The following is a 16370-nucleotide window of genomic DNA, read 5'->3' on the forward strand; positions in this document are numbered from 1 at the left end:
GCATGGCAACGGTAATGAAGAAGGTCGACGCGGTGATCGTCGGTTTTGGCTGGACTGGCGCGATCATGGCCAAGGAGCTGACCGAAGCGGGGCTCAACGTGCTGGCGCTGGAGCGCGGGCCGATGCAGGACACCTACCCCGACGGCAACTATCCGCAGGTGATCGACGAACTCACCTACAGCGTGCGCAAAAAACTCTTTCAGGACATCTCCAAAGAGACGGTCACCATCCGCCACAGCGTCAACGACATCGCCCTGCCCAACCGCCAGCTCGGCGCGTTCCTGCCGGGTAATGGCGTCGGGGGCGCCGGTCTGCACTGGTCGGGCGTGCATTTTCGCGTCGATCCGATCGAGCTGCGCATGCGCAGCCATTACGAAGAGCGCTACGGCAAAAACTTTATCCCCAAGGACATGACCATCCAGGACTTCGGCGTCAGCTATGAAGAGCTGGAGCCGTTCTTCGATTTCGCCGAGAAAGTCTTCGGCACCTCCGGCCAGGCCTGGACCGTGAAGGGCCAACTGGTCGGTCAGGGCAAGGGCGGCAACCCTTATGCGCCGGATCGCTCCAATCCGTTCCCGCTGCAAGCGCAGAAAAACACGGTGTCCGCACAGCTGTTCGGCAAAGCGGCGACAGAGGTCGGTTACAAACCCTACAACCTGCCGTCGGCGAATACTTCAGGGCCGTACACCAATCCCTACGGCGCACAGATGGGGCCGTGCAACTTCTGCGGTTTCTGCAGCGGTTATGTTTGCTACATGTATTCCAAGGCCTCGCCGAACGTGAACATTCTGCCGGCGCTAAAGCCGTTGCCGAATTTCGAACTGCGGCCTAACTCACATGTGCTGCGGGTCAACCTCGACAGCACCAAGTCCAAGGCCACCGGCGTGACTTACATCGACGGCCAGGGCCGCGAGATTGAGCAACCGGCGGATCTGGTGATCCTCGGCGCCTTCCAGCTGCACAACGTGCGCCTGATGCTGCTGTCGGGCATCGGCAAGCCTTACGACCCGATCAGCGGCGAAGGCGTGGTCGGGCGCAACTTCGCCTACCAGAACATGGCGACCATCAAGGCGTTCTTCGACAAGGACACCCACACCAACAACTTCATCGGTGCCGGCGGCAACGGCGTGGCGCTGGATGACTTCAACGCCGACAACTTCGACCACGGCCCGCACGGCTTCGTCGGCGGCTCGCCGATGTGGGTCAACCAGGCCGGCAGCCGGCCGATTGCCGGTACTTCGAACCCGCCGGGCACACCGGCCTGGGGCAGCGCGTGGAAACGTGCGACCGCCGATTACTACACCCACCAGGTGTCGATGGACGCCCACGGCGCGCATCAGTCCTACCGCGGCAACTACCTCGATCTGGATCCGGTGTACCGCGATGCCTACGGCTTGCCGCTGCTGCGGATGACCTTCGACTGGCAGGAAAACGACATCAAGATGAACCGCTTCATGGTCGAGAAAATGGGCAAGGTCGCCCAAGCCATGGGCCCGAAAGCCATCGCGGTGATCGGCAAACAGGTCGGTGATCACTTCAACACCGCGGCTTACCAGACCACCCACCTCAACGGTGGCGCGATCATGGGCACCGATCCGAAGAAAAGCGCCCTGAACCGCTACTTGCAGAGCTGGGACGTGCACAACGTGTTTGTGCCGGGCGCGTCGGCATTCCCGCAAGGGCTGGGCTACAACCCGACCGGACTGGTGGCGGCGTTGACCTACTGGTCGGCGAAGGCGATCCGCGAGCAGTACCTGAAAAACCCCGGCCCGCTGGTTCAGGCATAAGGAGCGATGACCATGAAAAACCTCGTTATCGCCACCCTGGCGCTGCTCGGCAGCGCAGCTGTAACCGCTGCCGACGTCGATCCTGCGTTGATCAAACAAGGCGAATACCTCGCCCGCGCCGGTGACTGCGTGGCCTGCCACACCGCCAAGGGCGGCAAGCCGTTCGCTGGCGGCCTGCCGATGGAAACCCCGATCGGCACGATTTACTCGACCAACATCACCCCCGACCAAACCGGCGTCGGTGATTACAGCTTCGAGGACTTCGACAAGGCCGTGCGCCACGGTGTCGCGAAAAACGGCAGTACGTTGTACCCGGCCATGCCGTATCCGTCCTACGCCCGCGTCAGTGAAGGCGACATGCAGGCGTTGTACGCCTACTTCATGCACGGCGTCGAACCGGTCGCGCAGGAGAACAAGGCCAGCGACATTCCATGGCCGCTGAGCATGCGCTGGCCGTTGATGGGCTGGCGCTGGATGTTTGCGCCGAAAGTCGAGGACTACAAGGCAACCTCGGACGATCCAGTCATCGACCGTGGCGCCTATCTGGTCGAAGGCCTCGGCCATTGCGGCGCCTGCCATACGCCACGGGCCCTGACCATGCAGGAAAAATCCCTGAGCGCCACCGACGGCAAAAACTTCCTCGCCGGCAGTGCGCCGCTGGAAGGCTGGATCGCCAAGAGCCTGCGCGGCGATCACAAGGACGGTCTCGGCAGCTGGAGCGAAGCGCAACTGGTGCAGTTCCTCAAGACCGGACGCAGCGACCGCAGCGCGGTGTTCGGCGGCATGAGCGACGTGGTGACCCACAGCATGCAATACATGACCGACGCCGACCTGACCGCGATCGCCCGCTACCTCAAGTCGTTGCCCGCCAATGATCCTGCCGATCAGCCGCACCAGTACGACGAAAAAGCGGCCAAGGCTCTATGGAACGGTGACGACAGCCAACGCGGCGCAGCGGTGTACATCGACAACTGCGCGGCCTGCCACCGTACCGACGGCCATGGCTATACCCGGGTGTTCCCGGCGCTGGCCGGCAATCCGGTGCTGCAATCGGAAGACCCGACGTCGCTGATCCACATCGTGCTCAAGGGCGGCACCCTGCCGGCCACCCACACGGCGCCGTCGACCTTCACCATGCCGGGTTTCGCCTGGCGCTTGTCGGATCAGGAAGTAGCCGATGTGGTGAGTTTTATTCGCGGCAGTTGGGGTAACAAGGGCGCGCCGGTCAAGGCTGACGATGTCGCGAGCCTGCGCAAGAACGATATGCAGACGACTTCCAAGGATGATTTGGGGCAAGTCACCACGCATAACTGACGGCTGCGATTGATACGCCGCTGGCACGGTGCGACTTTTCGTGCGGTGTCAGCGGCCGATCAACGCTTGGACTGAAAGCCTTTGAACTGCGCAAATGCATCGGCCAGCTGCAGGTAAAGCTTCTCGTCGTATGTGTCGATGTCGCCATCGCCGTGAGCCTCGACGGCGTCTTCGGAGATCACGTCATAACGACCATTGGCCTGCGACGACGAAGCATAGAGCGAATAGTCGTAATCCATCATTTCGGTCGCGTCTTCATCGTAGTGATAAAACGCGATTTCCGGACTTTCATCTCCGTCCATATCCGAGATTTCCAGCAGTATTCTGATAGCCATGAATAAAATCCCTCAGACTTGCATCCGTGCTTGAGATTAGAGTTGGGGATAATTCCAGTCTACTGTCAGAGTTGACAGGGTGTATAACCACTCAGTCAGTCACGTTGTTCCATCCGTGCTGTAAATGCATACACCTGTCAAGTCTGACAGTAGACGCTCGCATTTACGTTACCTAATGTGCAAAGGGACATAGATTCAGGTCCTTAATATTGCGCTGGCAGGGAGCACACAGACATGAGCTACTCACTGTTATATGAGTTCAGAGACACGGATGGGAACGGCACAGCTGAAGCGGTCATTTCCCGATACAACAATGGTGATGCTGTTAATTCATTGCCCGACATCGTCGTCACAGCGTACGCCAATATCGCCAACGGGAAATATGACACGGTAAGCGGAGTCGACGACGTTGAGGGCGACGGCGACACTGATGAGGATGACGACTCCTATTACACCCTGGCAGGCGACCTCGCCTCTGCGATTGTCGGCTTGAGCACCGTCGGTGCGGGGCGTCTTTACAGTTGCATGCTTATCTCATTTGCAGACAACGCCTCAGGGGGCAAACTTGCCGACGTCAATATTGGCTTGTTTAATGTTGCAAACTCCGATTTGACTCGCCCGGATTCAGTCGTGACCGTCACGGGTTATGACAAGGGATTGTATAAAAAAGTGATGGGGTCGACGGACGCTGACGGTGATAACGATATTGATCTGGACGATGAGTTTATTTTCAGAAAAATCGCGGGTTCCTTTGCATCAATGAGGGACTTTAAAATTTGAAATAATCACTCACATGGTTGCTACCGTTTTGACCAATCACTGTCCGACAAAAACCTGCAGGCGTAAATCATGCAGGTTTTTTTGCATTTGTCGCCGTGTGCGTTACGGATTAACGATACTTGCATAAGCCTTGGCCAATGCCACTAACTTGGCCTTGTCATCACTATCTATATCACCGTCGCCGTCCACATCTTTTTTGTCCGTGCGAATGGTGAAGGACTTGCCTTGATCGCTGGACACCGCGACCACGTAGATCGAATCGACCAGAGCTTCGGTCGACAACTCCTCCTCGGCATTCCAGCCCAGTTCCTTGCGGGCAAGTTGCATCGAAACAATGGTATTGGGTTCCGATTGGCTCGGCAGCAACATTTGTAGGAATACACCACGCTGATTAAGAAACGACATAAATTAAATCCTTTTAGAGTTCATATACAGGCATCAGTGCCGGTAAGTTTCGAAGGCTATAGTTGATAACTTTCCTTCACAACCCAACATATGTTTCTTGGGTTTTCTCTTGTTCCAGTTATTTATATGAACAACCCAGCACATGGCAGACCTAAACCGTGCCCGTATTCCTTGGCCGAACGGTACTGGATCGTTAAGGGCGTAACCTTGTACTGTATGCATGTACAGATTTGAGGTTCGCGCAATGATCAACCCTCTCCCCCCGCGCGGTCGCGGCACCGCGACCAATCCGCACAACCGCTTTGCGCCGAACCGTTCGGTGGCCGAAGACGACGGCTGGTATCAGGAAGTGCCCGAAACGCAGAACACCGAGGTGATGATCGAAACCGCGAAAACCATCATCACCCGCAACACCTCGCCGGACCTGCCCTTCGACCGCTCGATCAACCCCTACCGAGGCTGCGAGCATGGCTGCATCTATTGCTACGCGCGGCCCAGCCATGCCTATTGGGACATGTCGCCCGGGCTGGATTTCGAAACCAGGCTGATTGCCAAGACCAACGCCGCCCAAGTGCTGGAAGAACAGCTCGGGAAAAAAGGCTATCAATGCGCGCCGATCAACCTGGGCTCCAATACCGATCCGTATCAGCCGATCGAGCGCGAACACAAAATCACCCGCCAGACCCTCGAAGTGCTGCTGCGCTATCGGCATCCGGTGACCATCATCACCAAGGGTTCGCTGATCTTGCGCGACCTCGACCTGCTCACTGAACTGGCGCAGCAAAGGCTGGTGGCGGTGATGATCAGCCTGACCACACTGGACGACGAACTCAAACGCATCCTCGAACCCCGCGCCGCAGCGCCCAAGGCCCGGCTGCGGGCGATCCGGGTGATGCGCGACGCGGGGATTCCAGTGGGTGTGCTGTGTTCGCCAATGATTCCGATGATCAATGACAGTGAGATCGAAAGCCTGCTGACTGAGGCGCATGCGGCCGGCGCGCAGAGCGCTGCGTACATGATGCTGCGGCTGCCGCTGGAAGTGGCGCCGCTGTTCGAGGAGTGGTTGCAGGCGCACTACCCGCAGCGGGCGGCCCATGTGCTGAGCCTGATCCGCCAGAGCCGTGGCGGTGAGCTCTACGACAGCCGTTTTGGCGCACGCATGCGCGGCGAAGGGGTGTTCGCCGACCTGCTGGCGCAGCGCTTTGCCAAAGCCATCAAGCGTTTAGGCATGAATCATCGCGAGGGCTACAACCTCGATTGCACAGCGTTCTGTCCGCCGGGACGCCAGATGTCGTTGATTTAGCAAATCCCTCGAGGTCGCAAACTCGCGTCTATTGAAGTCAGTAAAAAACGGGAACCCTTCGCAGAGCCTTTACGCGGGAACAAAGCCTGTATGAAGTCATACAGGCTTTGTTTTTATTCAAGGATTGATAATGGCGCTATAAGCCTTGGCCAGGGCGATCAACTTTGCCCGATCGTGACGGTCGATATCACCATCGCCGTCTACATCTTTAAGCCCGCCAATTTTAAACGTTTTGCCTTTATCGGACGATATTGCACCCACGACCTTTGAATCAACAAGCATCTCGGATACCAGCCCGGTCGCTGGATCAGTCACTGCTTTCTTAGTTGAAAAGCGCATTTCCACTAGAATTTCGCTTCGAGGGACATTTATTTCGACCCTCTCTAAAAAAACCCCTCGAACACTGTCTGGACGTACAATTGATGTCATAAAAAATCCCTTTCAAGTTTGTTTGCCTAATGACTTCCATGGCTCTTCGGATAATACGCACCGCTGTCAAAGTGGCAATCCACTATATGTTGCATCAAGTATCGTAGTTTTAATCGGCAACTGTTCGCGCGCCCCAATCCCTGAGTACCCCTGGCGCAGCAGCCAAGGTGAGGTGCCGGCGGCGAGCTCGCTGGCTCGAGGGCTTCGGGGTAAATCACACCGCCTTCTGTCCGCCGGGTCGCCAGATGTCGTTGATTTAGCGACAATTAGTCGATGGTTGATGGGTTGGAATCCTTCCGCCGGAACAGGCCAGTCACGTTTTTCGTGAACTGGAACACACGTTCTAGAGCGCTTGATTCAGTTTGAGTTAAGTTTCGGCGGCTACCTTGTTCATCGAGTGACTGACGGGTCGGGATGACCCGGATGTTTTAAACAGCCACTGGCTTCATACCGGAATACACGGGAACGACTCCCCGAATCCGCCAAAGAGGATGAATCATGAGTGACAAGGATAAACAGCCTTTGGCTGCGTCGGCGCAAGCCGTCCCTGGGGCGGAATCCGCCGATGCAGCGCTGCGAACGATCGTTGACGGCTTTTTGCATTTTCATCATGAGGTCTTCCCGCAGCAGGAAGAACTCTTCAAGAAACTCGCCACGGCGCAATCGCCCCGGGCAATGTTCATCACCTGCGCCGACTCGCGCATCGTCCCTGAACTGATCACCCAGAGCTCCCCGGGCGATCTGTTCGTGACCCGTAACGTCGGCAACGTCGTGCCACCTTACGGCCAGATGAACGGCGGCGTTTCCACCGCAATCGAGTACGCGGTGCTGGCGCTGGGCGTGCAGCACATTATCATCTGCGGCCATTCCGATTGCGGCGCCATGCGTGCGGTGCTCAACCCGGACAGCCTGGAAAAAATGCCAACGGTCAAAGCCTGGCTGCGCCACGCCGAAGTCGCGAAAACCATGGTGCACGACAACTGTCACTGCGCCGACGAAAAAGAAAGCATGCCGATCCTCACCGAGGAAAACGTCATCGCCCAACTGCAGCACTTGCGTACCCATCCTTCGGTAGCCTCGCGCATGGCGAACGGTCATCTGTTCATCCATGGCTGGGTCTACAACATCGAAACCAGCGAAATCAAAGCTTACGACGCGGATCAGGGACGTTTCCTGCCGCTCGATGGCAGCCACCCGATTCCGGTGGCGACGCCCAAAGCGCGCTTCTAAATCTTCCTAAAAATCTGTGTGGTTTGACGCCGGCCGCTGTTTCAGCGGCCTGGCCTCGCCACGCCTGAAGAAAGCTTCGGGAGAATCACCATGCGTGCTGCTCAATTGAAAGCGGTTCTGCCACGGGAGCTGTTGGCTTCGGTGGTTGTGTTCCTGGTCGCCCTGCCATTGTGCATGGGTATCGCAATTGCTTCCGGGTTGCCACCGGCCAAAGGCCTGATCACCGGGATCATCGGCGGTCTGGTGGTGGGTTGGCTGGCGGGTTCGCCGTTGCAGGTCAGCGGGCCGGCGGCGGGTCTGGCGGTGCTGGTGTTCGAACTGGTGCGTCAGCACGGTATCGAGATGCTCGGGCCGATTCTGCTGCTCGCAGGTTTCCTGCAACTGGTGGCCGGTCGCCTGAAGCTCGGTTGCTGGTTTCGGGTCACGGCGCCAGCAGTGGTGTACGGCATGCTCGCCGGGATCGGGGTGTTGATCGTGCTCTCGCAGGTGCATGTGATGCTCGACGCCAAGCCGCAACCTTCCGGTCTGGATAACCTGACGGCCTTCCCCGGCGCGGTGGCGCAAGCCTTGCCGTCGTTTGGGTGGCAGGCCGGGTTACTCGGGCTGGCGACCATTGCGGTGATGTGGCTGTGGGAGAAATTCCGTCCGCACTCGCTGCGGTTTATTCCCGGCGCGTTGCTCGGCGTAGGTCTGGCCACGGGCGCCAGCCTGCTGCTGGCGTTGCCGGTGAAACGGGTCGAGGTGCCGGAGAATCTGGCCGAAGCCATCGACTGGCTGAAACCGGCGGACCTGCTCAGCCTGGCCGACCCGACGCTACTGATCGCGGCATTTGCCGTGGCATTTATCGCCAGCGCCGAAACCCTGCTGTCTGCGGCGGCAGTAGACCGCATGCACAGTGGCGTACGCTCTGACTTTGACCGTGAGCTGTCAGCGCAAGGTGTCGGCAACATGCTCTGCGGGCTGGTCGGTGCGCTGCCGATGACCGGGGTGATTGTGCGCAGTTCGGCCAACGTCCAGGCCGGCGCGACCACCCGTTATTCGACGATCTTTCATGGTCTGTGGCTGCTGGGGTTCGTGTTGTTGCTGTCGAGCGTGCTGCAAAGCATTCCGGTGGCGAGTCTGGCCGGGGTGCTGGTCTACACCGGTTTCAAACTGGTCGACCTCAAGGCCTTTCGCGGTCTGGGCCGTTACGGGCGGATGCCGATGTTCACCTACGCCGCCACGGCGCTGGCGATCATCTTCACCGACCTGTTGACCGGGGTACTGATCGGTTTCGGTCTGACCCTGCTGAAACTGGCGTTCAAGGCTTCGCGCCTGAAGATCAGCCTGATCGACCTGCCGCAGGATGGCGAGATGGAGTTGCGCCTGGTGGGCGCGGCGACCTTCCTCAAGGTGCCAGCCTTGACCCAGGTGCTGGGCAGCATTCCCGAAGGTACGACGGTGCATGTACCGCTCAATAACCTGAGCTACATCGACCATTCGTGTCTGGAGTTGCTGGAAGAGTGGGGCCGGGCGAATGCGGCTAAGGGATCGAAGCTGTTGATCGAGTCGCGCGGGTTGAAGCGACGGCTTGAGGGGCGGGTTCGGACCAATACGGGGGTCGGCGCGACCGGCTAAATCTCCAGGTTGAACTCAAACCCTGCAGGAGTGAGCCTGCTCGCGATGGCGATCGTTTCAATCAACACCTCTGTTGACTGACCCATCGCCATCGCGAGCAGGCTCACTCCGACATTGGATTGTGCGTGGCTTACGCGGCTGGCTGATCCAGTTCCAGGCCCACGCCCAGGCGGCGGCCCATGCATGGCCAGCGCTTCCACGCAGCACCGGTATCCGGGCTGCTCAGCTTGTCGCGGTAAGCTTCGACCGACTCCAGCGCAAAGCTCTCGTCGTCGAGCATTTCGTCGATGGTGTGATGCACCACTTCGTCCAGTTGATTGGCAAATTCCTCACCGAGCAATTGGTGAGCAATCAGATTGGCGACCGTCATGTCCAGGGGGATCAGTGGCTGGCCGAGGTGCTTGATGTACAGGTCGTTGACCTCTTCGACAAAGCGGTGTGCCAGATAGGCTTCGCCCAGCAGGCTGTCCAGCCCCCCCGGCGGCTGGATAAAGTACTGCTCGGCGATTCTCAGCACCGGTTTGATCTGTGACTCGATTCCCGCTTCCCTGGCGACTTCATTGGCTGCATCCAGCATGTCTGGTACTTCGTCGATATAGGCGGTGACGAAGCTCGTCAACGCTTCTTCACGGTTGGCGTCTGGCAACTGGATGGCCGAATGCAGATGAGGCAACTTGGCTTCCAGCTGACGCTTGAGCCGTCCGGTTTGGTTTTCGGTTTGTCGGGCTTTTTGGATCTGCTCGCGCAATGCGGCGGTGTTCATGAAAACTCCAGGGTACAAGGCAATGAAATAGGGAAGACATAAGTTAGCTGGCTTACGAAAAATGCTAAGACGCATTTGTCATAATTATTTCATCCTTGATGCACCGGCGTTATATCGGTTCGCCACCACTCGTCTGCATCCTTCTCCATTCGTGCCCTCGAACGCAAGTACCCGCTGTTTCAGTTCATTTACGTCGGCACATTGCAAATTCCGCTCGCTGTCTATACTCGCCAGTGAATGGAGTTAGCTGATGACGCCCGACTGCACCCGCAGCAAGGCCCGGCGATTCAAGTTCGTAGTCTGATGCAGCCGCTCCCTTGCCGCAGGCGTTACGCCTCCGGGATAACAAGAACGATAAGGGGAACCCGCAATGATGCGACATCCACACGTCTGGATGGGCCTCCTGTTGTGGTCGATTTTCAGCCCGGCCAACGCGGCCTGGACTGTGAATATGGCGCCTGGAGCGACTGAAATCAGTCACGCAGTATTCGATCTGCACATGACCATTTTCTGGATCTGTGTGGTGATCGGAGTCATCGTCTTCGGCGCCATGTTCTGGTCGATGATGGTGCACCGCCGTTCAACCGGGCAGGTCGCCGCAAAATTCCACGAAAGTACCACCGTCGAAATTCTCTGGACCGTCGTGCCGCTGCTGATCCTGGTGGCGATGGCCGTTCCGGCAACCGCCACCCTGATCAAGATGTACGACACCAGTGAGCCGGATATTGATATCCAGATCACCGGTTATCAGTGGAAGTGGCACTACAAATACCTGGGCCAGGACGTCGAGTTCTTCAGCAACCTGGCCACGCCCGCCGAGCAGATCCACAACAAGGAAGCCAAGGGCGAGCACTACTTGCTTGAGGTCGACAAGCCATTGGTGCTGCCGACCGGGGCCAAGGTGCGCTTCCTCGTGACCTCCGCCGACGTCATCCACTCGTGGTGGGTGCCGGCGTTCGCGGTCAAGCGCGATGCGATCCCGGGTTTTGTCAACGAAGCCTGGACCCGGATCGACAAGCCCGGCCTCTACCGTGGCCAGTGCGCCGAACTGTGCGGCAAGGATCACGGCTTCATGCCGATCGTGGTCGAGGTCAAAGAGAAGGCCGACTACGAGAAGTGGCTCGCCGAGCGCAAAGCCGAGGCCGCGCAGCTCAAGGAGCTGACCAGCAAGGAATGGACCCTCGACGAGCTTAAAGAGCGCGGCGACAAGGTCTATCACACCACCTGCGTGGCCTGTCACCAGGCCGAGGGCCAGGGCCTGCCGCCGATGTTCCCGGCGCTCAAGGGCTCGAAAATCGCCACCGGCCCGATCAAGGATCACCTGAGCATTGTCTTCCACGGCAAGCCCGGCACCGCGATGGCGGCGTTCGGCAAGCAGCTGTCGGAAGTCGATATCGCAGCGGTCGTGACCTACGAACGTAACGCCTGGGGCAACAACAAGGGCGACATGGTCACACCAAAAGAAGTGCTGGAGCTGAAACAGGCGGAAAGCAAATGAACCGGTCTATCGCGTACGTCGTGAACCGGCCGGGGCAGCGCGCCCTGGCCCGCCCCATCCACTCACGTAAAGGAGACCGGCCATGAGCGCTGTCATTGATGACCACGGTCATGCCGACCACGCCCACGGCCCCGCCAAAGGCCTGATGCGCTGGGTGCTGACCACCAACCACAAGGACATCGGCACGCTGTACCTGTGGTTTGCGTTCCTGATGTTCCTGCTTGGCGGCTCGTTCGCCATGGTGATCCGCGCCGAGCTGTTCCAGCCCGGTTTGCAGATCGTCGAACCGGCATTCTTCAACCAGATGACCACCATGCACGGCCTGGTGATGGTCTTCGGTGCGGTGATGCCGGCGTTCGTCGGCCTCGCCAACTGGATGATCCCGCTGATGGTCGGCGCGCCGGACATGGCCCTGCCACGGATGAACAACTTCAGCTTCTGGTTGTTGCCGGCGGCGTTTCTGCTGCTGGTCTCGACCCTGTTCAGCCCCGGTGGCGGGCCGAACTTCGGCTGGACGTTCTACGCGCCACTGTCCACCACCTACGCGCCGGAAAGCGTGACGTTCTTCATCTTTGCCATCCACCTGATGGGGATCAGTTCGATCATGGGCGCGATCAACGTGATCGCCACCATCCTCAACCTGCGTGCCCCCGGCATGACCCTGATGAAAATGCCGCTGTTCGTCTGGACCTGGCTGATCACCGCGTTCCTGCTGATCGCGGTGATGCCGGTGCTGGCCGGGTGCGTGACGATGATGCTGATGGACATCCACTTCGGCACCAGTTTCTTCAGTGCCGCCGGTGGCGGTGACCCGGTGCTGTTCCAGCATGTGTTCTGGTTCTTCGGCCACCCCGAGGTGTACATCATGATCCTGCCGGCCTTCGGCGCCGTCAGCCAGATCATCCCGACCTTCTCGCGCAAGCCGCTATTCGGCTACACCTCAATGGTCTATGCGACGGCGAGCATCGCGTTCCTGTCGTTCATCGTCTGGGCGCACCACATGTTCGTGGTCGGCATCCCGCTGGTGGGCGAGCTGTTCTTCATGTACGCAACCATGCTCATCGCCGTGCCGACCGGGGTGAAGGTGTTCAACTGGGCCAGCACCATGTGGCAGGGCTCGCTGACTTTCGAGACACCGATGCTGTTTGCCGTGGCGTTCGTGATCCTGTTCTCGATCGGCGGTTTTTCCGGGTTGATGCTGGCCATCGCCCCGGCGGACTTCCAGTACCAGGACACCTACTTCGTGGTCGCGCACTTCCACTACGTGCTGGTGCCCGGGGCGATCTTCGGGATCTTCGCCTCGGCCTACTACTGGCTGCCAAAGTGGACCGGGCACATGTACGACGAAACCCTCGGCAAGCTGCACTTCTGGCTGTCGTTCGTCGGCATGAACCTGACCTTCTTCCCGATGCACTTTGTGGGTCTGGCGGGGATGCCCCGGCGGATCCCGGACTACAACCTGCAGTTCGCCGACTTCAACATGGTCTCGTCGATCGGCGCGTTCATGTTCGGCGCCACGCAGATCTTCTTCCTGTTCATCGTGATCAAGACCATTCGCGGTGGCGTGCCAGCCCCGGCCAAACCGTGGGATGGCGCCGAAGGGCTGGAGTGGAGCGTGCCGTCGCCGGCGCCTTATCACACCTTTACTACGCCGCCGGAAGTGAAATGACTGTGGGAGCGAGCTTGCTCGCGAAGAACGATAACTCGGTTTCACTGAGAAACCGCAGCGCCTGCTTCGCGAGCAAGCTCGCTCCCACAGAGATTCAGGTGGAGGCTGAAAATCATGGCTGATTCGGTATCGATGAAAAAACTCGTCACCCGGCTGCTCGGGGTCGTGGTGGCAATGTTTGTCTTCGGCTTTGCCCTGGTGCCGATCTACGACGTGATGTGCAAGGCCTTCGGCATCAATGGCAAGACCGCCGGGCAGTACGAAGGCGAGCAGGTCGTCGATACCTCACGCCAGGTGCGCGTACAGTTTCTCTCGACCAACACCGCCGATATGCCATGGGACTTCTACCCCAAGCATGACGAACTCACCGCCAACCCCGGCGCGGTCAACGAGATGATTTTCATCGCGCGCAATCCCACCGACAAACCGATGAGTGCGCAAGCCGTGCCGAGCATCGCGCCGAGCAACGCCGCGGCGTATTTCCACAAGACCGAATGCTTTTGCTTTACCCAGCAGGTGCTGCAGCCCGGTCAGCAGATCGAGATGCCGGTGCGCTTCATTGTTGACCGCGACATGCCCAAGGATGTGAAGCACCTGACGCTGTCCTACACGCTGTTCGATATCACCGCCCGACATCCACCGGTGGCTGTAAACACTGGCGGTTGAGCGTGCCCGATAAGGAGAACAATAAATGGCAACTCATGAGCACTATTTCGTTCCGGCCCAAAGCAAATGGCCGATCATTGCCACGATCGGGATGTTGGTCACCGTGTACGGTCTGGCCGTCTGGTTCAACGATCTGAAGGCCGCGCGCCCCGAATCCCATGGCCCGCTGATCTTTTTTGTCGGTGGCCTGCTGGTCGCGTACATGCTGTTCGGCTGGTTCGGCACGGTGATCAAGGAAAGCCGCGCGGGACTTTACAGCGCCCAGCTGGATCGCTCGTTCCGCTGGGGTATGAGCTGGTTCATCTTCTCCGAGGTGATGTTCTTCATCGCCTTCTTCGGTGCGCTGTTTTACGTGCGACACATCTCCGGGCCAGCGCTCGGCGGTGAAGGCACCAAAGGCATCGCGCACATGCTGTGGCCGAACTTCCAGTTCACCTGGCCGCTGCTGCACACACCGGATCCGAAACTGTTCCCGCCACCGAAAGACATCATCAGCCCGTGGGGCCTGCCGCTGATCAACACGATTCTGCTGGTCAGCTCCAGCGTCACCATCACCATCGCCCACCATGCCTTGAAAAAGGGCCATCGCGGCGCGCTGAAAATCTGGCTGGCGATCACGGTATTGCTGGGCTGCGCGTTTCTCGGTTTCCAGGCTGAAGAATACATCCACGCCTATCACGAACTGGGCCTGACCCTCGGCTCGGGCATTTATGGCGCCACGTTCTTCATGCTCACCGGGTTCCACGGTGCGCACGTGACCATCGGCACGATCATTCTGTTCGTGATGCTGATGCGCATCATGAAGGGCCATTTCGACAACGAGCACCAGTTCGGTTTCGAAGCGGCGAGCTGGTACTGGCACTTCGTCGACGTGGTGTGGATCGGCTTGTTCATCTTCGTTTATGTGCTTTGACAACAGCCGCAAGCGGCAAGCTGCAAGCCTCAAGCTCAAAGCGGTAAAGCTTCTAACTTGTAGCTTGTAGCTGACCGCTTGCAGCTACCACGTAACGTGGGACACCAGTTGGCCGCTGTAAAAGCCCCAGGCGATCAAGCCGACGGTGATGGCGGCCAATGCCACCCGAACACTCAAGGCGATGACCAGGCGATTCGAGCTGCTGTCGTCCTTGACCAGGAAAAACAGGCCGCTGAACAGGCTGATCACCGTGGCAATCAGCAGCACGACAATGGCTGCTTTGAGCATGGGAAGACTCCGGGGGACAGGCGATGCAGTTGAGTATAGCGATCGCGACGACTGACTTTGTGGCGCGGCCATGAAGCGCTTTCACCCGGGCGTGATACCGACCGTGGTGGTGGCGCTGTTGCTGCCGCTGCTGGTGTCGCTGGGCTTCTGGCAACTGGGCCGGGGTGCGGAGAAAACCGCCCTGCTCGCCAGTTACGCCGAACGCCGCGCCGCCGCGCCGATGGCCAGCAGCGAATTGCTGCACAGCACCGACCCGGCCTATCGCCGGGTGCATCTTTACGGCCAGTTCGATGGTGGCCACAGCCTGCTACTCGACAACCGTCAGCGCAACGGCAAGGTCGGCATCGAGCTGCTGCAACCGTTTCAGGACCGCGCCACGGGTCTTTGGCTACTGGTCAATCGTGGCTGGCTGCCGTGGCCCGATCGCCGCGTACCCCCGCAATTCACCACCCCGGCCGAGGCACTGAGTCTCGATGCCTGGGTCTACGTCGCCCCCGGCGCGACCTTCCAGTTGCACGCCGACCCGGCCAGCAGCACCTGGCCGCAAACCATCACCGCCGTCGAGCCGGCCAGGCTGTGGAAAACCCTCGACCGCGACGGTTTCGCCTACGAACTGCGCGCCGAACCCGGCCCTGCCAGCTATGAGGCCGACTGGCCGGTGGTCGCCATGGGCCCGGAAAAACACCTCGGTTACGCCGTGCAATGGTTTGCCATGGCCACCGCCCTGCTCGGTCTCTACATCTACCTTGGATTGCACAACGCAAAGGAGAAACACCATGGGAACGGCCATGAATCCACCCAGCATGTCTGAGGCAAAAAACCCGGCCAGCCGTCGTCGTGGACGGGTCCAGCTGCTGCTGATTCTGCTCGGCGTGATCGGCCCGATGATCCTCGCCACCGGCATGTACAAATTGCAGTTCTGGGTGCCGGAAGGGCGCAGCTACCACGGCGAACTGATCGGCAACGGTCAGTCCCGCGCCGACCTCGGTGTGCAGGCCGATGAACAGCGCTGGCAGATGCTGGTGACCGCACCCAGGGACTGCGCGGTCGATTGCCAGCAACTGGTGTACCTCGCCCGGCAGATCCAGATCGGCCTCGGTCGCGATGCCGGACGCGCCAGCCACGCCCTCGCCGCCGCGCAACCGCTGGGCGCCGAGTACGAAGCCAAGCTGAACCGCGAATACCCACAGCTGCAACGCTACCCGCTGGACGCCGCCACCTTCAGCAAGACCACCGGCGACAAGGCCACGCCGCAGCTGTGGATCATCGACCCGCACGGCAACCTCGTGCTGCGCTACGACCCGAGTGTGAAGGGCAAGGACTTGCTCAACGACCTGCGCCACCTGCTGAAACTGTCGAACATCGGATAAGGG

General features: G+C 59.4%; 17 protein-coding genes. 12 read left to right on the plus strand and 5 right to left on the minus strand.

The features are described 5' to 3' along the window. Nucleotides 1-2 precede the first annotated feature (2 nt). Both PseuLF5_RS12140 and PseuLF5_RS12145 read left to right on the plus strand, forming a co-directional pair. Nucleotides 3-1787 (plus strand): GMC family oxidoreductase, encoded by a 1785-nt coding sequence (locus PseuLF5_RS12140; protein WP_123470249.1) that lies wholly within the window; start codon nt 3-5, stop codon nt 1785-1787. A gap of 12 nt (nt 1788-1799) precedes the next feature. Further along, nucleotides 1800-3101 carry a c-type cytochrome gene (locus tag PseuLF5_RS12145; RefSeq protein ID WP_340133626.1) on the plus strand — a complete coding sequence of 434 codons (1302 nt, stop codon included), beginning with the start codon at nt 1800-1802 and terminating at the stop codon, nt 3099-3101. A gap of 59 nt (nt 3102-3160) precedes the next feature. Here PseuLF5_RS12145 and PseuLF5_RS12150 read toward each other — a convergent pair whose 3' ends face one another. Beyond that, nucleotides 3161-3436 (minus strand): hypothetical protein, encoded by a 276-nt coding sequence (locus PseuLF5_RS12150; protein WP_222833961.1) that lies wholly within the window; start codon nt 3434-3436, stop codon nt 3161-3163. A 234-nt stretch (nt 3437-3670) separates the two neighbouring features. Here PseuLF5_RS12150 and PseuLF5_RS12155 point away from each other — a divergent pair, with 234 nt between their 5' ends. After that, nucleotides 3671-4216 carry a hypothetical protein gene (locus tag PseuLF5_RS12155; RefSeq protein ID WP_336347643.1) on the plus strand — a complete coding sequence of 182 codons (546 nt, stop codon included), beginning with the start codon at nt 3671-3673 and terminating at the stop codon, nt 4214-4216. Between the two features lie 102 nt (nt 4217-4318). On the opposite strand, the gene PseuLF5_RS12160 is transcribed toward PseuLF5_RS12155, so the two are convergent. After that, nucleotides 4319-4621, minus strand: coding sequence for a hypothetical protein (locus PseuLF5_RS12160; RefSeq protein ID WP_123470241.1), 303 nt, complete (start codon nt 4619-4621; stop codon nt 4319-4321). 244 nt (nt 4622-4865) lie between these two features. On the opposite strand from PseuLF5_RS12160, the gene PseuLF5_RS12165 reads away from it, so the two are divergent. Further along, a complete protein-coding gene (locus tag PseuLF5_RS12165; RefSeq protein ID WP_222833962.1) occupies nt 4866-5924 on the plus strand; it encodes a PA0069 family radical SAM protein in 1059 nt (352 codons plus the stop codon). 117 nt (nt 5925-6041) lie between these two features. On the opposite strand, the gene PseuLF5_RS12170 is transcribed toward PseuLF5_RS12165, so the two are convergent. Beyond that, nucleotides 6042-6353 (minus strand): hypothetical protein, encoded by a 312-nt coding sequence (locus PseuLF5_RS12170; protein WP_267795670.1) that lies wholly within the window; start codon nt 6351-6353, stop codon nt 6042-6044. A gap of 498 nt (nt 6354-6851) precedes the next feature. Between PseuLF5_RS12170 and PseuLF5_RS12175 the strand changes: the two genes are divergently transcribed. Further along, nucleotides 6852-7583, plus strand: a complete 732-nt coding sequence (locus tag PseuLF5_RS12175) for a carbonic anhydrase (protein ID WP_123470235.1) — start codon at nt 6852-6854, stop codon at nt 7581-7583. Nucleotides 7584-7673: 90 nt separating this feature from the next. After that, the gene (locus tag PseuLF5_RS12180; RefSeq protein WP_123470233.1) at nt 7674-9200 is read left to right on the plus strand and encodes a SulP family inorganic anion transporter; all 1527 of its coding nucleotides are present in this window, start codon (nt 7674-7676) and stop codon (nt 9198-9200) included. 130 nt (nt 9201-9330) lie between these two features. Here the strand turns inward: PseuLF5_RS12180 and PseuLF5_RS12185 are convergent, their stop codons facing one another. Next, nucleotides 9331-9963: a hypothetical protein gene (locus PseuLF5_RS12185; RefSeq protein WP_123470231.1), complete on the minus strand. Its 633-nt coding sequence runs from the start codon at nt 9961-9963 to the stop codon at nt 9331-9333. 370 nt (nt 9964-10333) lie between these two features. On the opposite strand from PseuLF5_RS12185, the gene coxB reads away from it, so the two are divergent. From coxB to PseuLF5_RS12205, 4 genes are all read left to right on the plus strand, one after another. Further along, entirely contained in the window at nt 10334-11461 is a 1128-nt protein-coding gene (coxB, locus tag PseuLF5_RS12190; RefSeq protein WP_123470229.1) for a cytochrome c oxidase subunit II, read from the plus strand. An 82-nt stretch (nt 11462-11543) separates the two neighbouring features. Next, nucleotides 11544-13130, plus strand: coding sequence for a cytochrome c oxidase subunit I (gene ctaD / locus PseuLF5_RS12195; RefSeq protein ID WP_123470228.1), 1587 nt, complete (start codon nt 11544-11546; stop codon nt 13128-13130). A gap of 114 nt (nt 13131-13244) precedes the next feature. After that, complete coding sequence (locus PseuLF5_RS12200; RefSeq protein ID WP_180698126.1) at nt 13245-13796, plus strand: cytochrome c oxidase assembly protein; 552 nt, start codon at nt 13245-13247, stop codon at nt 13794-13796. A gap of 25 nt (nt 13797-13821) precedes the next feature. Beyond that, entirely contained in the window at nt 13822-14709 is an 888-nt protein-coding gene (locus tag PseuLF5_RS12205) for a cytochrome c oxidase subunit 3 (protein ID WP_123470225.1), read from the plus strand. 84 nt (nt 14710-14793) lie between these two features. On the opposite strand, the gene PseuLF5_RS12210 is transcribed toward PseuLF5_RS12205, so the two are convergent. Continuing rightward, on the minus strand, nt 14794-14997 hold the full coding sequence (locus tag PseuLF5_RS12210; RefSeq protein ID WP_123470223.1) for a twin transmembrane helix small protein: 204 nt from the start codon (nt 14995-14997) through the stop codon (nt 14794-14796). A gap of 70 nt (nt 14998-15067) precedes the next feature. Here PseuLF5_RS12210 and PseuLF5_RS12215 point away from each other — a divergent pair, with 70 nt between their 5' ends. Then, complete coding sequence (locus PseuLF5_RS12215; RefSeq protein WP_267795677.1) at nt 15068-15808, plus strand: SURF1 family protein; 741 nt, start codon at nt 15068-15070, stop codon at nt 15806-15808. Further along, the gene (locus PseuLF5_RS12220; protein ID WP_340133632.1) at nt 15774-16367 is read left to right on the plus strand and encodes a hypothetical protein; all 594 of its coding nucleotides are present in this window, start codon (nt 15774-15776) and stop codon (nt 16365-16367) included. Before PseuLF5_RS12215 ends, PseuLF5_RS12220 begins: the two co-directional genes overlap by 35 nt. Nucleotides 16368-16370: the final 3 nt, after the last annotated feature.

The sequence above is a fragment of the Pseudomonas sp. LF-5 genome (assembly GCF_037626295.1).
GTDB classification, from domain to species: Bacteria; Pseudomonadota; Gammaproteobacteria; order Pseudomonadales; family Pseudomonadaceae; genus Aquipseudomonas; species Aquipseudomonas monsensis.

What these genes read in the sequence shown, in the direction of transcription:
- PseuLF5_RS12165 (WP_222833962.1), top strand. Translation starts at nt 4,866, where the DNA reads ATGATCAACCCTCTCCCCCCGCGCGGTCGCGGCACCGCGACCAATCCG.
- PseuLF5_RS12200 (WP_180698126.1), top strand. Translation starts at nt 13,245, where the DNA reads ATGGCTGATTCGGTATCGATGAAAAAACTCGTCACCCGGCTGCTCGGG.
- PseuLF5_RS12145 (WP_340133626.1), top strand. Translation starts at nt 1,800, where the DNA reads ATGAAAAACCTCGTTATCGCCACCCTGGCGCTGCTCGGCAGCGCAGCT.
- PseuLF5_RS12160 (WP_123470241.1), bottom strand. Translation starts at nt 4,621, where the DNA reads ATGTCGTTTCTTAATCAGCGTGGTGTATTCCTACAAATGTTGCTGCCG.
- PseuLF5_RS12140 (WP_123470249.1), top strand. Translation starts at nt 3, where the DNA reads ATGGCAACGGTAATGAAGAAGGTCGACGCGGTGATCGTCGGTTTTGGC.
- PseuLF5_RS12205 (WP_123470225.1), top strand. Translation starts at nt 13,822, where the DNA reads ATGGCAACTCATGAGCACTATTTCGTTCCGGCCCAAAGCAAATGGCCG.
- ctaD (WP_123470228.1), top strand. Translation starts at nt 11,544, where the DNA reads ATGAGCGCTGTCATTGATGACCACGGTCATGCCGACCACGCCCACGGC.
- PseuLF5_RS12180 (WP_123470233.1), top strand. Translation starts at nt 7,674, where the DNA reads ATGCGTGCTGCTCAATTGAAAGCGGTTCTGCCACGGGAGCTGTTGGCT.
- PseuLF5_RS12185 (WP_123470231.1), bottom strand. Translation starts at nt 9,963, where the DNA reads ATGAACACCGCCGCATTGCGCGAGCAGATCCAAAAAGCCCGACAAACC.
- PseuLF5_RS12170 (WP_267795670.1), bottom strand. Translation starts at nt 6,353, where the DNA reads ATGACATCAATTGTACGTCCAGACAGTGTTCGAGGGGTTTTTTTAGAG.
- PseuLF5_RS12150 (WP_222833961.1), bottom strand. Translation starts at nt 3,436, where the DNA reads ATGGCTATCAGAATACTGCTGGAAATCTCGGATATGGACGGAGATGAA.
- PseuLF5_RS12220 (WP_340133632.1), top strand. Translation starts at nt 15,774, where the DNA reads ATGGGAACGGCCATGAATCCACCCAGCATGTCTGAGGCAAAAAACCCG.
- PseuLF5_RS12215 (WP_267795677.1), top strand. Translation starts at nt 15,068, where the DNA reads ATGAAGCGCTTTCACCCGGGCGTGATACCGACCGTGGTGGTGGCGCTG.
- coxB (WP_123470229.1), top strand. Translation starts at nt 10,334, where the DNA reads ATGATGCGACATCCACACGTCTGGATGGGCCTCCTGTTGTGGTCGATT.
- PseuLF5_RS12175 (WP_123470235.1), top strand. Translation starts at nt 6,852, where the DNA reads ATGAGTGACAAGGATAAACAGCCTTTGGCTGCGTCGGCGCAAGCCGTC.
- PseuLF5_RS12155 (WP_336347643.1), top strand. Translation starts at nt 3,671, where the DNA reads ATGAGCTACTCACTGTTATATGAGTTCAGAGACACGGATGGGAACGGC.
- PseuLF5_RS12210 (WP_123470223.1), bottom strand. Translation starts at nt 14,997, where the DNA reads ATGCTCAAAGCAGCCATTGTCGTGCTGCTGATTGCCACGGTGATCAGC.